The sequence below is a fragment of the Phytobacter sp. genome, assembly GCF_059074235.1.
This window is the reverse complement of sequence record NZ_JCACPZ010000001.1, coordinates 160,338-178,266: the sequence shown is the minus strand read 5'-3', so window position 1 is coordinate 178,266 and position 17,929 is coordinate 160,338. Positions and strand designations below refer to the sequence as shown.

The window sequence follows — 17,929 nt, the reverse complement described above, 5'->3', positions numbered from 1 at the left end:
TACTCCTGACGTTATTACTCAGTCATATAGTGGCCGGTATATGCTCTCCAGCCTCCCAGGGTGGTAATCTCTTTTTGTCCTTCCACCAGCCAGGGTTCAGCCAGCACGCCAAGGACTTCGCTACCGTCACTCAACTCCACTTTGCCGATACACAATCCGGCAGGCTCTTTTTGTAAAATATCGCCAAGTCCCGCAGGCGGTACAGCCCAAATCTCCAGCGCAATCGCACCGCCGTCTCCGGGGGTACGGATCATGCCAGGATGATTATCGTTGATGGTCCAACAGCGGTAGCAGGCGGCGGTAGTGTCTTCCCTGATAAAGTCGGCCTGTGCGGAAATCATATTAGGATTCAACACAAGGCCACGCATTAATGTGCCATTTACCGCGAGTAAGATCTTGTTATTTATCATAGTGTTTTGCTCTGAATAGTTTGCCTGCTCTAGCACGTAAAACGGGTTCCGCCCTCTCCACGCAGTGCGCGGGCAATGCCCTGCGGTGTGGTGATAATCCCGGTACCCTGCGGTTGACCACGCAAATAAGTCAGCATAGCCTCGACCTTCGGAGCCATACTGCCCGCACCCAGTTCGCTGCTTTTTAGCAGCGCTTCTGCTTCTGCGAGTGAAAGCTGGCTGAGCCAGCGCTGCTGCGGTGTACCAAAATGAAGTGCTACCTGATCAACCCCGGTCGGGATAAGCAGCATCTGCGCGCCTAGCTCGCAGGCCAGTAGCGCCGATGCTCTGTCTTTGTCGATAACGGCCTGCGCGGCAACCAGCCTGCCGTCGCTATCGCGCCAGACGGGGATCCCGCCGCCGCCACAGGCAATAACCAGAACGTTTTGCTCAAGAAGGGTGCGAATAACAGGAGTTTCAATCACTTCCAGCGGTGCGGGAGAGGCCACCACACGTCGCCAGCCGCGCCCGGAGTCTTCGGCAATCTGCCAACCCTGCGTGTTCGCAAGATGGGTCGCCGTCTCCTTGTCCATCGGCGCACCGATGGGTTTATCTGGCGCAGCAAACGCCGGATCGTTGGGGTCGATGCGCGTCTGAGTGACCAGCGCAACAACGTTAATATCCGCCAGGCCACGCGCAGTCAGCGCATTACCTAAGGCGTTCTGGAACATAAAGCCAATCGCCCCTTGTGTATCCCCTACCGCATATTCCAGCGGCACAGTCGGGGCGGCATCTTTCGCAACTTCACTGCGCCGCAGAATGAAACCTACCTGCGGCCCGTTGCCGTGCGTCAGGACAACGCGCCAGCCTTCAGCAATCAGGTCCACCACATGCGTGGCGGTCTCTTTCACCGCTTCATACTGCTGCTCAAGGGCATTTTCACCCGGCAAGCGGATCAGCGCGTTGCCACCCACGGCGACGACAGCAATGTTGCGTCCAGACATGGTTATCCCCCTTGGGACAGCGCGGTCAGTCCAGCAATGAAACAGGCTAACGGTGCGGTGGTAATGCCCGCACCAATTTGTCCAACTCCGGCCAGCTTGTGGGCAATACCGGTGTTGATGATCGGCAAAATGTTACTGTCGACAACGCGTCGGGCGTCAATCCCACAGCCGCTGCCGACAAAGTTCAGCGCAGGCAGGGTGAAGGCCGGTTGCGTGGTCAGGGTGATTTCGTGCATTGCCTGGCTATGGCGTACCGCATCCGCTGGCGTGCCGCCGACGAATTTCACAATCGCCGGAGAGGCTGCCATCGCAAAGCCGCCAATACCTGCGGTTTCAGTGATGGCAGAGTCGCCTAAATCCGCCGCGGCATCGTCCACGCCAAAGCCGGGGAAGAAGAGACCATTCACCGGGTTAGCCGGTGCCTGGAACCAGCGGTCGCCAGTGCCGGACAGGCGAATCCCGAAGTTAACCCCATTGCGTGCCATCACCGTCACCATCGAGCTGTACGGTACATCGCTGGCAGCATCGAGCATCGACTTACAGGCCGCCATAGAGAGGTTGAGGAAGAAGTGATCGTTGGCGGCAATAAACTCCAGCACCTCCGGCCCGTGCTCAATACGCGCCAGATCGGGGGCAAGACGGCGGAACAGCAGCCCACTCGCCGCGACGTTGCGGTTATGGCACTCATCTCCCATATGCAGGGCCTGCGCAATCAGCGGTTTCAGTTCAATGTTACCGCTCATGGCCAGGGCTTTTTTCAGAGTCGGGGCCAGCACGGTAGCCATCCAGCGCAGGCGATCGAGCACCTCTTCATGGTTAGCACCAAAGCGCAGCACTTTCCCCAGGCCTTCATTGAAGTTGCAGAAGGCGCGATTGCCCGCCGTTTTGTTCTCTACTACCCAGACCGGCATCGACGGGCTGATAATGCCCGCCATCGGACCGGTGGCGTGGTGGTGGTGGCAAGGCTCCAGCGCAACTTCGCTGTTTGCCGCCATCAGCATGGCTTGCTCAACGCTATCCGCCCACCCTTCCAGCACGATCGCACCCGCAATCGCACCCTGCATGGGGCCACACATATCCGCCCATGCGATAGGCGGACCGGCATGAAGAATTTTACGTTCCGTCGCCAGCGCAGGAATGGCTTCCCGCGCTGTACTAATATCCACAAGCACCGGTTGCGCATCCAGGTAACGCTGGAGAGCAATTTCGTTAGCCGCATCAACCCGCGTGTCAGCGGTCAGTGTTGCCAGCATCCAGTTCGCTTCGTCGTCCCCTTCGGCCGCGGGTTGCCATTGCAGATGCAATACGTCCCCACCGGCATCACGCAGATTATCGGCGAAACTCTCCAGACCGAGATTGATAACGCTAAGCGGTTGTTGAAATAACGACGTCATAATCTATTTCCGTTGTTGTGCGACAAATGCCGCCAGCCGTGCAGCCTCGATATTGCTCTCGGCCACCAGTACACCCGCCTGATGTAAATGTTCAATTTGCTGCTGACGATTCTGAGGATCGTCTTCGGTGCCGCAAACATGCGCAATCAGCAACAGCGAACGCTGCCCCTGGACTGCCTCTTGCTGCAACGCCTCCAGGACTGGCAGAAGCGTGGCACACGGATCGGCGCTGGCCCCATAGCCCAGGACAATGTCGAAAAGCAGAGCGGCAGTCGCGGGGTCGCGCCCTTCAGACAGCAGGCGCGCATTGCGCAGTTCGGGGTCAATCATCGGATGCGGTCTGCCCTGAGTGAATTCGTCGTCACCCATATCGACCAGACTGTGTCCGGTACCCTTCTGGCGGTTTTGCAAATGTGCAGCGCCGTGAACAGGCGCGTTCGATTCGCAAGAAAGTCCGGCCGCCAGCAGGGCGAGTTGTGCTTCGTAACAGAATGTGCCACCGGCGAAAACGCCGCGAATGTCTTTTTGTATTGCCGCCATTGCCCCGATTTTGGCTCGGGCTCGGACGATTAAGGATTCCCTGGTATTGGATTCCTGAGGTGTTTTTTTGCCCTCTAATGTGGCTACCGCGACTTCAGCTGCATGAAGCAGGCTGCGTGCGGGAATAACACCTTCATATTCTAAGCTGTGGTCTTCGGCGCCGAGGAAGTGCACGACAACCGGTTTTCCACACTGGCGTGCGCTGGCCAGTACTTTTTGCATAATCCCTGGTGCTGGTGGTTTAGAAATAAGAACAATAAGGTCTGTTTCTGGATCATCGGCCAACATCGCGATCCCCTGGATCATGCTCAGGCCGCCGATGGCTTCGTGTAAATCTCGTCCGCCCGTGCCAATAGCCTGCGACACGCCCGCACCGAGATGGTGAATATGACAACTGACTTCCTGTAAGCCAGTACCGGATGCAGCAACCAGGCCAATCGACCCACGTCGCACTACGTTGGCAAAACCGAGCGGCATGCCGTTGATAATGGCAGTCCCGCAATCCGGCCCCATCACCAGCAGATCCTGCTCGCGGGCATAACGTTTGATTGCTGCTTCGTGTTCTTCGGGGACGTTATCGCTGAACAGCATGACGTGCAGACCCTGACTCAACGCTTTCAGGGCTTCGGCAGCGGCATAGCGCCCCGGCACTGAAATCAGCGCAAAATTAGCCTGCATTTCATCGTGTACCCCCATAGCGATGCTGACTGCCGGGCGGTGGGTAGCATTATTCGATGTTTCCTGAGTTGTGGACGGGCGCAGCAAAGATGCGGCCAGTTCCAGCGCCTCAGCCGCCGCCTCATCGCCCGCATCGAGAGCAATCAGCAGGTCGTTGGGCCGCGCTTCCAGGGTGATGTCCAAACCGGCATCGCGCATGCGCTCGATGTTTGCCGGTGTCGCCATCGCCACGGAAGCCTGCTTAACGCCTTCCAGGGCATTGAGTCGGGCAGAGATCTGCATAAGGGAAACGGAGTCCTTATACAGATTCGGGAAACATTGGTAATGCAGTGACATTTTGTGTCCTCGAACAGAATCTGTTGTATACGGCGTTAAGTCACAAGCGGAGTGCCGAAATGACCGCTGCCGAATCACTTACCCAACCAACAATGGCGCCCTGGGCTTTGATCATCTCCAGCGCCGCCTGGTGGAACTCAGGGAAATAGGAGGCGCAGCAATCTTCCGGAATCACCAGCTCGTACCCACGGTCGTTCGCTTCACGCGCGGTACTCTGGACGCAGACTTCCGTGGTAACGCCGCAGATAATCAGAGAGGTAATGTGGTGAGATTGCAGAATAATGTGCAGGTCGGTGGCGTAGAATGCCCCTTTTCCTGGTTTATCGATAATCGGTTCACCCGGCAGCGGGGCCAGTTCCGGGATAATGTCGTGGCCTTTCTGACCACGGACGAGAATGCGGCCCATCGGGCCCTGCTCGCCAATAAAGGTTTTGCCACCACGGGTTCGTTTTGCAGGCAGGCAATCGCTGAGATCGTCGCGGTGACCTTCACGGGTATGGATGACCAGCAATCCTGCTTCACGCGCACTTTTTAACAGCGCGGCGCAGGGTTCAATCGCCCGGCGCACAATCGAAACGTCATTGCCGAGGGCTTCTCCAAATCCTCCGCTTTCGACAAAATCGCGCTGCATATCGATAACCACCAGAGCAGTGGTCCTGGGGTCAAACTGAAAGTCAAAAGGTTGTGCTTTAATCGTGCGCATAAACGTTCCCTTGTTGATGTTGACTTTAAATGAAGTGTACGGAGTGCTAACGGTATGTGCGCAAAAAGGTTTTCTGTCTCAACCTCAAAAAAAATGAGGCTCCATTGCGCAACAAACCACCATAATGCGTAAATCGTGTACTGATATGACTTTTTCTGCACAGGATGCAAACGGGTATAAAAACCCCGGCAAAAAAACGCATGCTAAATTGTGATCGCACACTGAAATCAGGAGCTATCTTGAACACCTTAACGGATTTACAAGCAACAGATCGCTGCGATTCGCTGCCCCTGCAACAGCTCTCGAAAACGGGGGGACGCGTGCATTCCATTTTTCAGCGCGCCTGTAATCTGCAAACACCATCGGGTGAGTTATGGGTCATTCAGGCACAAGGGATGCCACTGGCACCTTTGGGGATCATTATTAACAGCAGTGACCTGCGCCCGCTGTTTCGTGTTGGAGAAAGCCTTCGTCTGGATAGTGAAGGTAACCTGTGTGGTGAAAAGGTAAAGATTGGCTTAAACCACACTGCGGTGCACTCAACCCGCCTCCCCTCCGGCACAGAGGCCCCTGCTTTTACCCAACTGGCGCGGCAAATAGAGGCTTTTTTTGCCCGCCAACCCGCGAAAGGCATCCGCCTGGCACTGATGTCCGATGACAAGCTGATCGCAGCGCAGCACGCTCTGGTTCACTGGCTGCAAAGCGGCGAAAAGGATCTCTCAGAGGTACTGACTATCTTTATTGGCAGAGGAGAAGGGCTCACGCCTTCGGGTGACGATTTTCTGCTGGGGGTTTTACTGGTGCTGGAAAGGGAAGGAAATCCTAAGAGCATTGCGTTCAAAGCCGCGCTGCCCGGTTTGCTCGCACGCACGACCGACATCAGCCGTGCCATGCTCGAACAAGGCTGTCGCGGTCACTACAGCGCACTGTTGCTCGACCTGGCAACCGGGAACAGGCGCACATGGCCTGAGCAAGTGGCGAAAGTGGCCGATTACGGGCACACCTCCGGCCACGACATGCTTACTGGTATGCTCACCGCCATGCAAGCGTCAGGTGAGCGCGGTGTAGAAGCCCCACTGCACATCGGGCCGCTTTAGCTGTTGTAGCCACCAGCTGTAGCAAGGGCGCGGAGGTCGGTTTTGCCAGGCCAGAAAGAGCGGCGTAGGTTGTTTACTCTCTTCTACCGGCAGTACGGCCAGCTGTCCTTCATTAATATATTGCTGACAAAAATGGCGGGGCAAAAAGCCAATCCCTAATCCGTTCAGGTGCATAGCGATTTTTGTTCGGTAGTCGGGGGCAACAATTGCTTTTTGCCCGCGTAGCTGCCAGGCCACTTTCGGCTCAAGTTTCACGGAGGTATCGTGGATGCAGACCGCCGGATAGCGCCGCAAGTCGTCAGCAAGCAGAGGACGATTCAGAACTGTCAGCGGATGCTCCGGGGAAATCGCAAACAGCCAGTCAACAGTAGGCATTTCCAGACAGCAGATCTCACCAGGTAGCGCGACCTGATTGGGCGCGCCAATCGCGATATCTGCCCGTTTCTCCAGTAAGGCATCCCAGACGCCATCATGGACATCAATAGAGATATGAATTTCGGTTTGAGGAAAATGACGTTCGCTCTCACCCAACAGGGCATAAAGCGGATTGAGGCTCACAATATTATTGAGGGTAATATTGAGACGGGTTTCAACACCTGCGGCAATACGTTGCGTGGCAAACTGAAGTTCATCCAGCTCACTGAGAATAAGCTGACCTTTTTTTATGAAATATTTCCCGGCCTCTGTTAATTCCAGCTGTTTTCCCAAGCGTTTAAATAACTTAAGCCCGAGCTCACTCTCCAGTTTATGCACCGTATAGCTCAGCGCGGTCGGGACTTTATGCAGCTCTTCTGCCGCCGCAGCGAAACTGCCGCAGCGCGCAATGGTGATAATCACATTCAATGCTTGTGCACTAATCAACATGCCTCTCCCTTGCCGGCCAGCACCAGCTTACTGTTTACCGCATAAAGGAGGTGCAGACCAGCACGCTGTGAGGTTTCAGATCTCACCCTGCTAATAAAGGTGGGAATGCAATAATTCGAGCCTCAATAACATGTTGACGTTTTTTTCTTTGGGTCAAAGCAAAATAATTATTTCAAAATATTTCAGCGAGTAATAAAAGATTAATTTGCCTGATAATTACCCTGGAGCTTTATTCGACTTTCATGATTAAAACAGACCGCAAACCCTGGAAATTTGCAATAAGTAAACACTTAACATGATAATCATTAATGATTATTGATATTTAATACTTTAATGATTTCTACGTTAAAAAAAGATAGCATGTGTACAGCTGATGTTTATATATTTGCTGGAAATAAAGAGCGTGGTAGCAAAACTGTAATTTATACCCTCAATAATTCAAATTGCCTCAAAGAGGCAGCGTGAAGAATGACGAGTATAACCACGCGATAATAAGGCGAATTGTTAATAGCCGTAGCATTGCATCGTACCCACACAACTGGCACACAGCCAATATAAAACATGACTCTGCCAATGTCTGGTTTCCAGAATTACATCGGCGGTGGGTACAAATTATTATGTAAATCATGAGTATAACAATGAACCATTATGATGATTTGCAGAGGTTTAAGGATAAGACCCGCAACCAGCAATACGATTTCAAGGATCTCTCTGCCCAAAATACTGCTCATGACCAGGGTAACTGGGCACTCATCAACCAGCTTTCACCTGCTTCCGATGAAAATAAACTGGCCATGGGTGGGCATGTATCACTGCCACAACCTCAGCCCGTCAACCCGACGCTGTTTACCACGAATGAAAGCCATTCCACGGCGCCCCTTACTCAACACATCACACCTGTTGAGGAAATAACGACTTCCGTTGCACCGCTCCTGCGGGATGTGGCCCAACAGCTATCAGCGACGACACCAGCAAATGTTCCAGCCTCTGCCGCATCGCCAGCACCTGTTGCCCAGGCACCGACTGCTGTGCCGGTAACGACAACGCGTTACGCTGCACCTGTTCAGCCTGTACCTGCCGTCGCGCAACCTGCCAGCTATGCCCGACTCTTTGCGCCGAAACCGGCCGACGTTAAGCCGGCATCAGAAAAAAACCAGTCATTACAAACTTTGCTAGAAAGGATCGCTTCATGCCGTTGATTTGTGTTTGTTCGCCGAAGGGTGGTGTGGGGAAAACGACCCTGACGGCAAATCTGGCTTACGCCCTCGCGCGGTCAGGTAGCAAAGTGCTGGCGCTGGATTTTGACGTACAGAACGCATTACGTCTGCATTTTGGCGTACCGCTGTCTGACGTTCGTGGTTATGTTGCGAAGGCGGCAGAATCCTCCGACTGGAGCCAGTATGTGCTGACTGCAGGCGGCAATATTTTCGTCCTGCCGTATGGCGATGCTACGGAAGAACAGCGTCAGTTGTTCGAAGAGCGTCTGACCAACGATGAGCATTTCCTGATTCGCGGCTTAAACACCTTACTCAATTATCCGGGCCTGATTATCGTGGCCGATTTCCCTCCAGGCCCATCAGCAGCGTTGAAAGCCATGTCCCGTCTGGCTGACTTGCACCTGGTGACCCTGCAGGCGGATACCGCATCCCTCTCCTTGCTGCCGCATGTAGAGAACAATCGCCTCACGGGCGAAACCCTGAACAGAAAGTCAGGCCATTATTTCGTGCTTAATCAGAGCGACAACCGTCGCCAGATCAGCCGCGACGTCACGGCCTTCATGGAAGAGAAATTAGGTAATCAACTTTTGGGCGTCATCCACCGTGATGAAAGCGTCCTTGAAGCGAACGCCTCCCAGCAGTCCATTTTTGATTTCAGCCCCGCATCCGCCGCCGCGTTTGACATTGAACTCATCGCGAAACGGGTCGCCGGGATTGTTGGCGTAACTATCGGAGACGGCACGGTTCATAGCAAACCGAAGATGTCTGGCTTCTAATTCGCTCAGGGCAACCCATGAAAAAGTTCCTTTACGTTTTGCTGGCACTGGCAATGATCCCGATTGCCGTGCTGGTCATCATTACGCCGATGGACAGCCAGAAACAGTATATTTTTGGCCTGCTCAGCATCGGTGCATTATTCATTCTGGGGTTCAATAAAAAGCGCAGTGTCTCCGTCATTATGGTGGTGATGTCGGTGCTCTTATCGACCCGCTACATGTATTTCCGCCTCACACAGACGTTGCACTTTAATTCCGAGATAGAAACCATTCTTGGAATGGGGTTATTTCTTGCGGAAGTCTACGTCTGGGTCATGTTGCTGCTGAGTTATTTGCAGACGGTCTGGCCGCTGAAGCGTGGAATTGTCCCTCTGCCGGATGACATGACCCAATGGCCAACCGTAGACGTTTACATCCCGACCTATAACGAACCACTGGACGTGGTGCGCGATACGGTATTGGCGGCGCAGTGTATTGATTACCCGCGCGACAAGATGAACATCTACCTGCTCGATGACGGCAAGCGTCGCGAGTTTGCGGTCTTCGCAGCTGATGTCGGCGTCGGTTACATCACGCGTAACGATAACAATCACGCCAAAGCAGGTAACCTCAACCACGCCATGAAGCTGACGCAGGGCGAGCTGATCACCGTCTTCGACTGTGACCACGTCGCCACACGTATCTTCCTGCAGGCCACCGTTGGCGGCTTCCTGAAAGACCCGAAACTGGCGCTGGTGCAAACACCGCACTACTTCTACTCACCAGACCCATTTGAACGTAACCTCTCCGTTGGGCGCAATATCCCCAACGAAGGCTCTCTCTTCTACGGCCCAATTCAACAGGGTAACGACAACTGGAACGCCACCTTCTTCTGCGGCTCCTGTGCCGTCATTCGCCGCAGTGCGCTGGAAGAGATCGGTGGGTTTGCCGTTGAAACCGTCACCGAAGATGCCCACACCGCGCTGAAATTGCAGCGTCGTGGCTGGGGCTCCGCATTTCTTGATATTCCTCTGGCAGCTGGCCTGGCGACCGAGCGTCTTGTTCTGCACGTGATCCAGCGTACCCGCTGGGCGCGTGGCATGACGCAGATTTTCCGTCTGGATAACCCGCTGTTTGGCCGTGGGCTGACTATTCAGCAGCGCCTCTGCTACCTGAGTGCGATGCTCTATTACCAGTTCGCTCTGCCTCGCATCGCGTTTTTAACCGCACCGCTGGCTTATCTGCTGTTTAACCTGAACATCATTCACTCCTCTGCGAGCCTGCTTTTTGCGTATGCGCTACCGCACCTGTTCCTCGCGATTTATGTGAACTCGCGTATGAACGGACGCCATCGCTACAGCTTCTGGGGTGAAATCTATGACCTGGTGCTGGCATTCCACATAGTTCTGCCCACCGTGGTGACCATGATTTTCCCGAAACGCGGCAAGTTCAACGTGACGGATAAAGGCGCGCTTCTGGACGTAGGTTACTTCGACTTCAGCGTGGTTCGCCCGCATCTGATTATCGCCATCCTGCTCGCTGCTGGCGTAGTAGCCGGTATCGTGCGTGCCTTTGCGCATGACTACTTCGGCGTCGACCCACGCGTCATCGCCCTCAACGTCGGCTGGGGCCTTTACAGCCTGATCTTCCTGTTGGCTGCAATTGCCGTAGCACGTGAAACCCGCCAGACGCGTAAAACCATTCGCGTCGATGCGTCGATTCCGGTGCTGCTGCACCACGCCAGCGGTATTGTTTCTCGCAGTGAAACCGCGGATCTGTCGATGGGCGGTTGCCGCATCGTCGCCCCTGACGACCGCCATCTGAACGATGAAATCGAAGAGATTGAGCTGCTGCTTCAGTCCGGTGCGATCAGCATTCCGGTAAAAACCATTGCGGGTGATGACGAATATATTCGCCTGATGTTTGACGATATTCCCCTCTCGCGTCGTCGCGAGCTGGTACGTGTCGTGCTCTCCCGTGCTGACGCGTGGATTAATCCGCCGAAGCCGCAGGACAACCCGTTCCGTTCACTGGGCACCATTATGCGTTGTGTGTTTGACCTCTTCTGGCTGACCTGGAAAAGTCGCCGCGAAAACCGTCGGTTACGTGCCGAGCGAGCCGGGGAGGAGGGGAACGCATGAAACGTTTAACCACACTGGCCCTGCTGGTCGGGGCGCTTTTTATCACCCCCGGCTACGCGGAAGACACCTCTATTGAGTCGCTGTTGCGTCTGAATGACCCGGTGCCAACAGCCCCTCCGGCGCTGTCTCAAACCTCACCGGTCTTCGTGCCGTCGACGGTGAACAGCGTCAGTATTGCGCAGATGGGCTTCCCGGAAGGGATCTCCCTGAGCGGCGGACAGTTCCAGAGCAGCGCGTCATTTACGCTGCCGGTCGATCAGGTCATTACTACTGCACGCCTGGCGCTGAATCTGAAAATTTCCCCGGCGATGGCCACCCGTAACGCCAGCATGCAGTTGATGCTTAACGGCCAGCCGCTGGGTACTGTTCCGCTGAGTGCAGCGGACAGCGATACTGCCAGCTATCAGTTGGATATTCCGTCGGCGCTGTTGGTCTCCAGCAACAGCCTGAGTTTTAAAGTGAACGATGGCGATGCCATGCAGTGCCAGCGTGATCTGACGGACAAATACCGCGTGACCATCACGCCAGACTCCCATTTTGAGCTGGAAGGTCAGCAGTTGGATATCGGCTCAGACCTGAGCCACTTCCCGCGTCCGTTCTTTGACAGCATGCAAATGACGCCGGCGGCGATCGCGATGGCCTTCCCGGCTACGCTGAGCCCGGACGGCATCAGTGCAGGGGCACTGATCTCCTCATGGATGGGGATTCAGGCCGACTACCGTGGCGTCTCCTTTGCGGCCTATCATGACCGTCTACCGGAGAAAAACGGCATCCTGATTGGGCACCCTGGCGATCAGATTGGTGGCTTAACACTGCCACAAACCACCCAGCCGCTGCTTAAAATCATCGATAACCCGGCCAACCCGGTCTATAAGCTGCTGCTGGTCGTCGGTAAAGACGAAAATGAACTGCGCGCTGCCGCCTGGCGTTTAACGCGTGGTAACTTCGCACTGCAAACGCCGTCAGTAGACGTCACCGCACAGACGATCCCGGTTAGCAAACCTTACGATGCCCCGCGCTGGATCCCCACCGATCGTCCGGTCAAGCTCTCAGAATTGATCCGTAAGGATCAAAGCCTGACCACCACCGGTCTTTGGCACGACGCGCTACGTGTGGCCTTCCGTGCCGCACCGGACCTGTTCCTTTGGGACGGTGAGACCATCCCGCTGCACATCGGCTATCGTTTTCCGACAGAAAACTGGATTGATGAAGATCGTTCCTGGTTAAGTCTGACCATGAACGATACCTTCCTGCACAATCTGCCGGTCAACAAACAGGGCGCGCTCGAAACCCTGTGGCACAAAATCGGTGGTGATGCGCGCCAGGAAGTCTTTGATATGCCGCTGGAGCCGTACATGATTTACGGTGATAACCAGTTGTCGCTCTACTTCAACATTCAGCCGAAGGCGAGCGCGCCATGCAGCGTGTTGCTCAACAACAACATTAAAAGCCGTATTGAAGAAGATTCGTGGATTGATTTGAGCCACACCCGTCACTTTGCGCTGCTGCCTAACCTCTCCTACTTCGTGGGTGCGTCCTTCCCGTTCACGCGTAATGCCGACTATTCGGAAACCGTGCTGATGCTGCCAGCGCAACCGACAGAAACGCAGATTGCGACCCTGTTGGATATGGCCGCACGTTCAGGTAATGCAACGGGTACGGCGCTGGGTCACAACCGTGTGATGTTGGGTATTCCAACGGCAGGCGCAGGCCCTGAGCTACTTAAAAACCGTGATGTACTTGCCGTCACCGGGCTGGATCAGCATGAATTCAACCGTGCCATCCTGAACGATTCGCCGTTTGTTATGCATGACAGCACCCTGGGCGTGCGCGAACTCACCACCTGGCAACGCGTGAAGCGTTGGGTTGCTGGTGATTGGGGTTCTGATGGCCTGGAAGCCGACCGCTACTTCTCTTCAAATGAGGCGTGGCGTGGATTTGTGAGCTTCCCATCGCCGTGGAACGACGCCCGCTTAGTGGTCCTGACACTCGGCAGTAACGACGAACAGCTGTCGAAACTGCACGCCGATCTGACCTCTGCGCGTATCAACGCCGGGATCCGTGGTGATGCCGCAGTGATAACCAACGAAAACGGTGTGCGCAGTTTCCGCGTCGGCGAACAGTCCCCACGTGGTGAGATGCCAGTACAAATGATGATTATTTGGTATGCGAACCAGCATTCAGCCATGCTCGCCATCCTTGGCCTGGCATTTGGCTGTATTGGTGGCCTGGCACTCTTCGCCTGGCTAAGAAGCCGCGCGAAAAAACGCCTGGATCTGGATAAGCGCAACTAAGAGGGTGATAAGAATGACGATAAAAACCGCCCGCCGTTTGACGACGCTGTGCCTTTCTGGCGTCCTCACGTTCGGAGCCCTGGGCCAGGCGCAGGCTGCGCAGAATGACGCTGCACTGAAGGCGCTGTTCGACCAGGCCAATTACTGGCATGAAAAATCCCATGACGATTTAGCCATGGAGTCGCTGAAAAAGGTGTTGATGGTCGATGCCAACAACACCCAGGCGATGTACCTGATGGCGTTGTGGACACAACAAAACGGTGACCTGCAAACCTCCGCCCAGTGGCGTGCGCGCCTGGCGCAAGTGTCGCCGGGCGATGCCAATCTGCAGGCGCTGGATAACGCCAAACAGATGACGCAGGTACCGCAAGGCCAGTTGTCGCTGGCCCGCCAGCAGGCGCGCAGTGGCAACGTTCCGGCTGCACTTGCAACCTGGCGTAGCATGTTCAACGGCGATACCCCACCGCCAAGTCTGGCACCGGAGTATTACCTGACCATGGCAGGTGACAAGTCGCTCTACCCACAGGCCCTCGCACAGTTGAAGAGTTTTGCCGTGCAAAACCCGCAGGACACTGCTGCCCGTGTCGCGCTGGGGAAAATGCTGACCTGGCGCGAAGATACGCGCCGCGACGGGATTTTACTGCTTGAGCCGATGGCAAGCGGCAGCAAAGACGCCGATGACGGCTTGCGTCAGGCGCTGCTGTGGCTCGGCCCTCAACCCGGCGATGAACGTTTCTATGACACCTGGCTTCAGCGCCATCCGCAGGATACTGACGTTCAGAACTACTACCGTAAAAACGTCGGTGGTGCGGCGAAAGGCGCGGGCTATACCGCTCTGAACAGCGGTGATGCCGGTGCGGCAAAACGTAAATTCGAACAGGTACTGCAAACCAACCCGGATGATGCCGATGCACTCGCCGGGATGGGGTACATCGCCCAACGCAGCGGTGACTACAAAGCGGCAGCACAATACCTGAACCGCGCCGCAAACCAGGGCGGTGATGCCTCCACAGAGCGTAAAGAGCAGGCCACTGACGCCGCCTTCTACGGGCAGTTGGCTGACGCGCAGCAGAAATTAAAAGAGGGCAATATCAGCCAGGCACTGGCGCTCTCTTCGCCGCTGGCACAGGAGAGTGGCGAACGTGGTACTGCTGCTAAGCTGTTCCGCGCTGACGTACTGCGTCAGAACAAAGATTACTCACAGGCCGAGCAGACGCTACGCAGTGTTCTGAATGACCAGCCGCAAAACGGCCCCGCGCGTGAAAACCTCTATTACGTGCTGCGTGATCAGAACAAAACGGAAGAAGCCCAGACCGTTCTGCGCACCTTACCGGCGAGTCTCCAGCAGCGACTGGCACCCCGTGCGGTAACAGGTGCACCGGGTGATCCAATTCGTCGTCAGGCTCAGCAGCTTGAAGCTAACGGTAGCACCGCGCAGGCGATTGATGTGCTGCGCCAGGGCGTAGCGCGAGTACCAGAAGATCCATGGCTGCGTCTGGATCTGGCCCGCCTGCTGCAAAAATCCGGTCAGGATGGCGAAGCGGCATCAGTGATGATCCCCGCCGGACGTGAAGGCGCAGGGGCGAACTCCCTCTACGCTGCCGCGCTCTTTGCCAGCGAAAGCGGTGCCTGGCAGCAGGCCAACTCGCTGCTGGCACGCATTTCTCCGTCCAGCCGCAACAGCCAGATGCGTGACCTGTCTGAGCGCGTGAATTACAACCTGCAAATGGTGACGGCAGAACGCTACCTGGCTCAGGGAAATATGACCGCGGCGTCGAATACGCTGAAAGCACTGGCTAACCAGCCGCCTAAAACGCCGGCTGATGCAGGTAAACTGGCGCGCATGCTGGCCCGTACCGGCGACATGACCAGTGCCGTTGCGCTGGTACGTGACAGTATGAAAGGTGGCGTTGAGGGCAATGCCGGGGACTATGCCGATCAAATTGCGGTCTTAAACCAGGCAGGGCTGAACCAGGAAGCTCAGGCCTTTATGTCCCGCCCGGAAATCCAGTCACGCAGCACCCCGGCGCAGCTCGCGGGCGTGCGTAATGGCTATGTGATTAACGAGGCTGACACACTGCGTGAGCAGGGCAACTATGCGGCGGCGTATGACAAGCTGATTCGCGCTCTGCAAAGCGACCCACAGAACACCGACCTGATGTTCGCTATGGGCCGTCTCTACCAGACCGGCAAAATGAACAAAGAAGCCGGTGTACTTTATGACTACCTGATGACCCGCGATACAGACGATCAGGCAGCCCGCGTGGGTGCTATCGACGTGGCGCTGGCTTCGGATAACGTGCAGAAGGCGACAACGCTTGCCAGTGGTCTGCGTTCCGACAGCTCGCCGGAGCGTATGTTGTTACTGGCGCGCCTGGAAGAGGCCAAGGGTAACCACCAGCAGGCAATGACTTACCTGCGTAGCGCCCGTGGCAAACTGGTGGGTCTGGAGTCCACAAACAGCACGGGCACGCCGACTATCGGTGGCGTGCTGCTGGCGGATAACCCGTTCACCACCACCAGCAAAACCAGCACACCTAACTCTCTCTACGGCACGTCACTGCCGTGGCAGGTCGCGCAGGTCGCCCGCGAACCGGGCTCCACCCTGCCTGGCACCACGCGTACTGATTTGCCTGTAGAAACCGCGCAAAACCGCACGTTGCGTCAGGTTGACGACATGATGCAGCAGATTGACGACAAAAAAGGCATGTGGCTGCAGGGCGGCGTGGAAGTGCGTGGTCGCGAAGGCGAATCGGGTACCAGTAAGCTGACGGAAGCCAAAGCACCGCTCACCTGGTCCAGCTCTCCGTTTGGCGACTCACGCTTTGAATTCACCGCAACGCCAGTCAACCTAAGCTCCGGCAGCGCGTCCGGGGATGCCTGGCGGCGATTTGGTACGAACCCTCTGGCGAACGCAGTCAGTAATATCAGCAGCTCGATTTCGAATGCCAATAACTCGGCAGCGAACGACGGCGGCACCGATAAATTTACTGACCTCAGCAACCTGACCGATTCGGCCAAACTGTCGCCGTTCACGGATGCCGGTTATGAACGACTGACCACCTTGTTGGGTGATAATAACGTTACGAGTCGCCTGGGGGCGCTGAGCCGCTCCAGCTACAAAGCAAATTATACAGACACCATTCACTCCTCCACCGATTCGCAAAACGCGAGCGGGGTAGAGCTCAACATGGCACTGAGTGGCGAAAGCTACCGTGTGGATATTGGCAGCACGCCGCTGGGTCAGGATCTTAATACCCTGGTCGGTGGGGTGAAGTGGTCACCAAAACTGACCAGCTATCTGTCATTGATTCTGACGGGTGAACGCCGGGCGGTAACCGACAGCCTGCTCTCTTATGTGGGGCTGAAAGATGCTTACTCCGGTGAGCGCTGGGGCCAGGTCACCAAAAACGGCGGTAATGTCCAGTTAAGCTACGACGACGGTGATGCGGGGTTCTACGTAGGCGGTGGTGGTTACAGCTACATTGGCGACAACGTGGCGAGCAACACCAGCATGAACGCCGGTGCCGGGGTTTACTTGCGTCCATGGCACGATGAATACCGTCAGTTGCAGACGGGCCTGAGCGTCAGCTGGATGGATTTCTCGAAAAACCTCAGCTATTACACCTACGGTCAGGGTGGTTATTTCAGTCCGCAGAACTACGTAAGCGTGTCGCTGCCTGTCGACTTCTCGCAGAAAATCGACAACTGGAAGCTGAGCATTGGTGGGTCGGTGGGCTACCAGTCCTATACCCAGGATAAGAGCGACTACTTCCCGACGGAACCCGAAGCACAAAAAATGTTACAGAGACTGGCCGACTTGGGCTTCACCAAGGAAGCACAATACAAAGGCTCTTCACAAAACGGCATTGGCTACACCTTCCGTGGCGGCGTCGATTACAACGTGAATAAAGACATGACCGTCGGTGGGAAAGTGGGTTACGACACCTTCGGCAATTACAACGAAAGCACTGCTGGCATCTATTTCCGCTATATGTTGGGAGACAAATAATGACGTCTATTACGGCGAATCCTCTTCTGCAATCCTATTTTCAGGGACAGCAAACACCGGCAGGTTGGTTCGACCTGCTGACCGTAATGATTGATGGCATGGTGCGTAACGTTGGGGAATCTGAAAGTCTGCCCTTCCTGCGTCAAATGGGTGAGTCGATGGCAGAGCGTTTTCCGTTACCGGGCTCGGAGACCATTGGTGAACTGGAAGCGAACATCAACGCCAAACTGGCGGAGTTCAACTGGGGCTTTATCGATATTGAGGCCAGCGAAACCGGTATGAGCTTCCATCATCAGGCGCTGCCCGTCTCCCGCGATGAAAACAGCCAGACACGTTGGTGCTACGCATTTTGCGCCATACTTGAGGGTCTTTATTCTCGCTGGCTGCTCGGCCAGGGTGGTGGTTCGCACGTCGCCTTTAGCCGTGAGCGGCTCTACTCCGTGTCGGACGTTGTGTTCCGGTACGCTAACCCACAATGAGTTTGTTTATGCTTAAACGCGTTATA

Annotated in this window: 13 protein-coding genes; 7 read left to right on the top strand and 6 right to left on the bottom strand. The window is 55.6% G+C overall.

Annotated features, from left to right (window positions below; all coding sequences use genetic code 11):
- Nucleotides 1-14: 14 nt before the first annotated feature.
- Genes AC5JPW_RS00820 through AC5JPW_RS00800 form a run of 5 tightly spaced genes read right to left on the bottom strand, consistent with a single transcriptional unit; the run spans nt 15 to nt 5,044 of the window.
- Nucleotides 15-410 (bottom strand): allophanate hydrolase-related protein, encoded by a 396-nt coding sequence (locus tag AC5JPW_RS00820; protein WP_494237736.1) that lies wholly within the window; start codon nt 408-410, stop codon nt 15-17.
- A 29-nt stretch (nt 411-439) separates the two neighbouring features.
- Complete coding sequence (locus AC5JPW_RS00815) at nt 440-1,393, bottom strand: carbamate kinase (RefSeq protein ID WP_494237735.1); 954 nt, start codon at nt 1,391-1,393, stop codon at nt 440-442.
- A 2-nt stretch (nt 1,394-1,395) separates the two neighbouring features.
- The gene (locus AC5JPW_RS00810; RefSeq protein ID WP_494237734.1) at nt 1,396-2,787 is read right to left on the bottom strand and encodes a YlbE family protein; all 1,392 of its coding nucleotides are present in this window, start codon (nt 2,785-2,787) and stop codon (nt 1,396-1,398) included.
- A gap of 3 nt (nt 2,788-2,790) precedes the next feature.
- Complete coding sequence (fdrA, locus tag AC5JPW_RS00805) at nt 2,791-4,341, bottom strand: acyl-CoA synthetase FdrA (protein ID WP_494237733.1); 1,551 nt, start codon at nt 4,339-4,341, stop codon at nt 2,791-2,793.
- A 40-nt stretch (nt 4,342-4,381) separates the two neighbouring features.
- A complete protein-coding gene (locus AC5JPW_RS00800) occupies nt 4,382-5,044 on the bottom strand; it encodes a cysteine hydrolase family protein (protein WP_494237732.1) in 663 nt (220 codons plus the stop codon).
- Between the two features lie 239 nt (nt 5,045-5,283).
- Here AC5JPW_RS00800 and AC5JPW_RS00795 point away from each other — a divergent pair, with 239 nt between their 5' ends.
- Nucleotides 5,284-6,141: an oxamate carbamoyltransferase subunit AllH family protein gene (locus tag AC5JPW_RS00795; RefSeq protein ID WP_494237731.1), complete on the top strand. Its 858-nt coding sequence runs from the start codon at nt 5,284-5,286 to the stop codon at nt 6,139-6,141.
- Here the strand turns inward: AC5JPW_RS00795 and AC5JPW_RS00790 are convergent.
- Nucleotides 6,094-7,005 (bottom strand): LysR substrate-binding domain-containing protein, encoded by a 912-nt coding sequence (locus AC5JPW_RS00790; RefSeq protein ID WP_494237730.1) that lies wholly within the window; start codon nt 7,003-7,005, stop codon nt 6,094-6,096. The genes AC5JPW_RS00795 and AC5JPW_RS00790 overlap by 48 nt on opposite strands.
- A 638-nt stretch (nt 7,006-7,643) precedes the next feature.
- Between AC5JPW_RS00790 and bcsO the strand changes: the two genes are divergently transcribed.
- Genes bcsO through bcsD form a run of 6 tightly spaced genes read left to right on the top strand, consistent with a single transcriptional unit; the run spans nt 7,644 to nt 17,903 of the window.
- On the top strand, nt 7,644-8,204 hold the full coding sequence (bcsO, locus tag AC5JPW_RS00785) for a cellulose biosynthesis protein BcsO (protein ID WP_494237729.1): 561 nt from the start codon (nt 7,644-7,646) through the stop codon (nt 8,202-8,204).
- Nucleotides 8,195-8,998, top strand: a complete 804-nt coding sequence (gene bcsQ, locus AC5JPW_RS00780; protein WP_494237728.1) for a cellulose biosynthesis protein BcsQ — start codon at nt 8,195-8,197, stop codon at nt 8,996-8,998. The genes bcsO and bcsQ overlap by 10 nt, the downstream gene beginning before the upstream one ends.
- Nucleotides 8,999-9,015: 17 nt before the next feature.
- Nucleotides 9,016-11,118 (top strand): UDP-forming cellulose synthase catalytic subunit, encoded by a 2,103-nt coding sequence (gene bcsA / locus AC5JPW_RS00775; protein ID WP_494237727.1) that lies wholly within the window; start codon nt 9,016-9,018, stop codon nt 11,116-11,118.
- Nucleotides 11,115-13,412, top strand: a complete 2,298-nt coding sequence (bcsB, locus tag AC5JPW_RS00770; RefSeq protein ID WP_494237726.1) for a cellulose biosynthesis cyclic di-GMP-binding regulatory protein BcsB — start codon at nt 11,115-11,117, stop codon at nt 13,410-13,412. The genes bcsA and bcsB overlap by 4 nt, the downstream gene beginning before the upstream one ends.
- A 19-nt stretch (nt 13,413-13,431) precedes the next feature.
- Nucleotides 13,432-17,424 (top strand): cellulose biosynthesis protein BcsC, encoded by a 3,993-nt coding sequence (locus AC5JPW_RS00765; RefSeq protein WP_494238121.1) that lies wholly within the window; start codon nt 13,432-13,434, stop codon nt 17,422-17,424.
- A complete protein-coding gene (bcsD, locus tag AC5JPW_RS00760) occupies nt 17,424-17,903 on the top strand; it encodes a cellulose biosynthesis protein BcsD (protein ID WP_494237725.1) in 480 nt (159 codons plus the stop codon). The genes AC5JPW_RS00765 and bcsD overlap by 1 nt, the downstream gene beginning before the upstream one ends.
- Nucleotides 17,904-17,929: the final 26 nt, after the last annotated feature.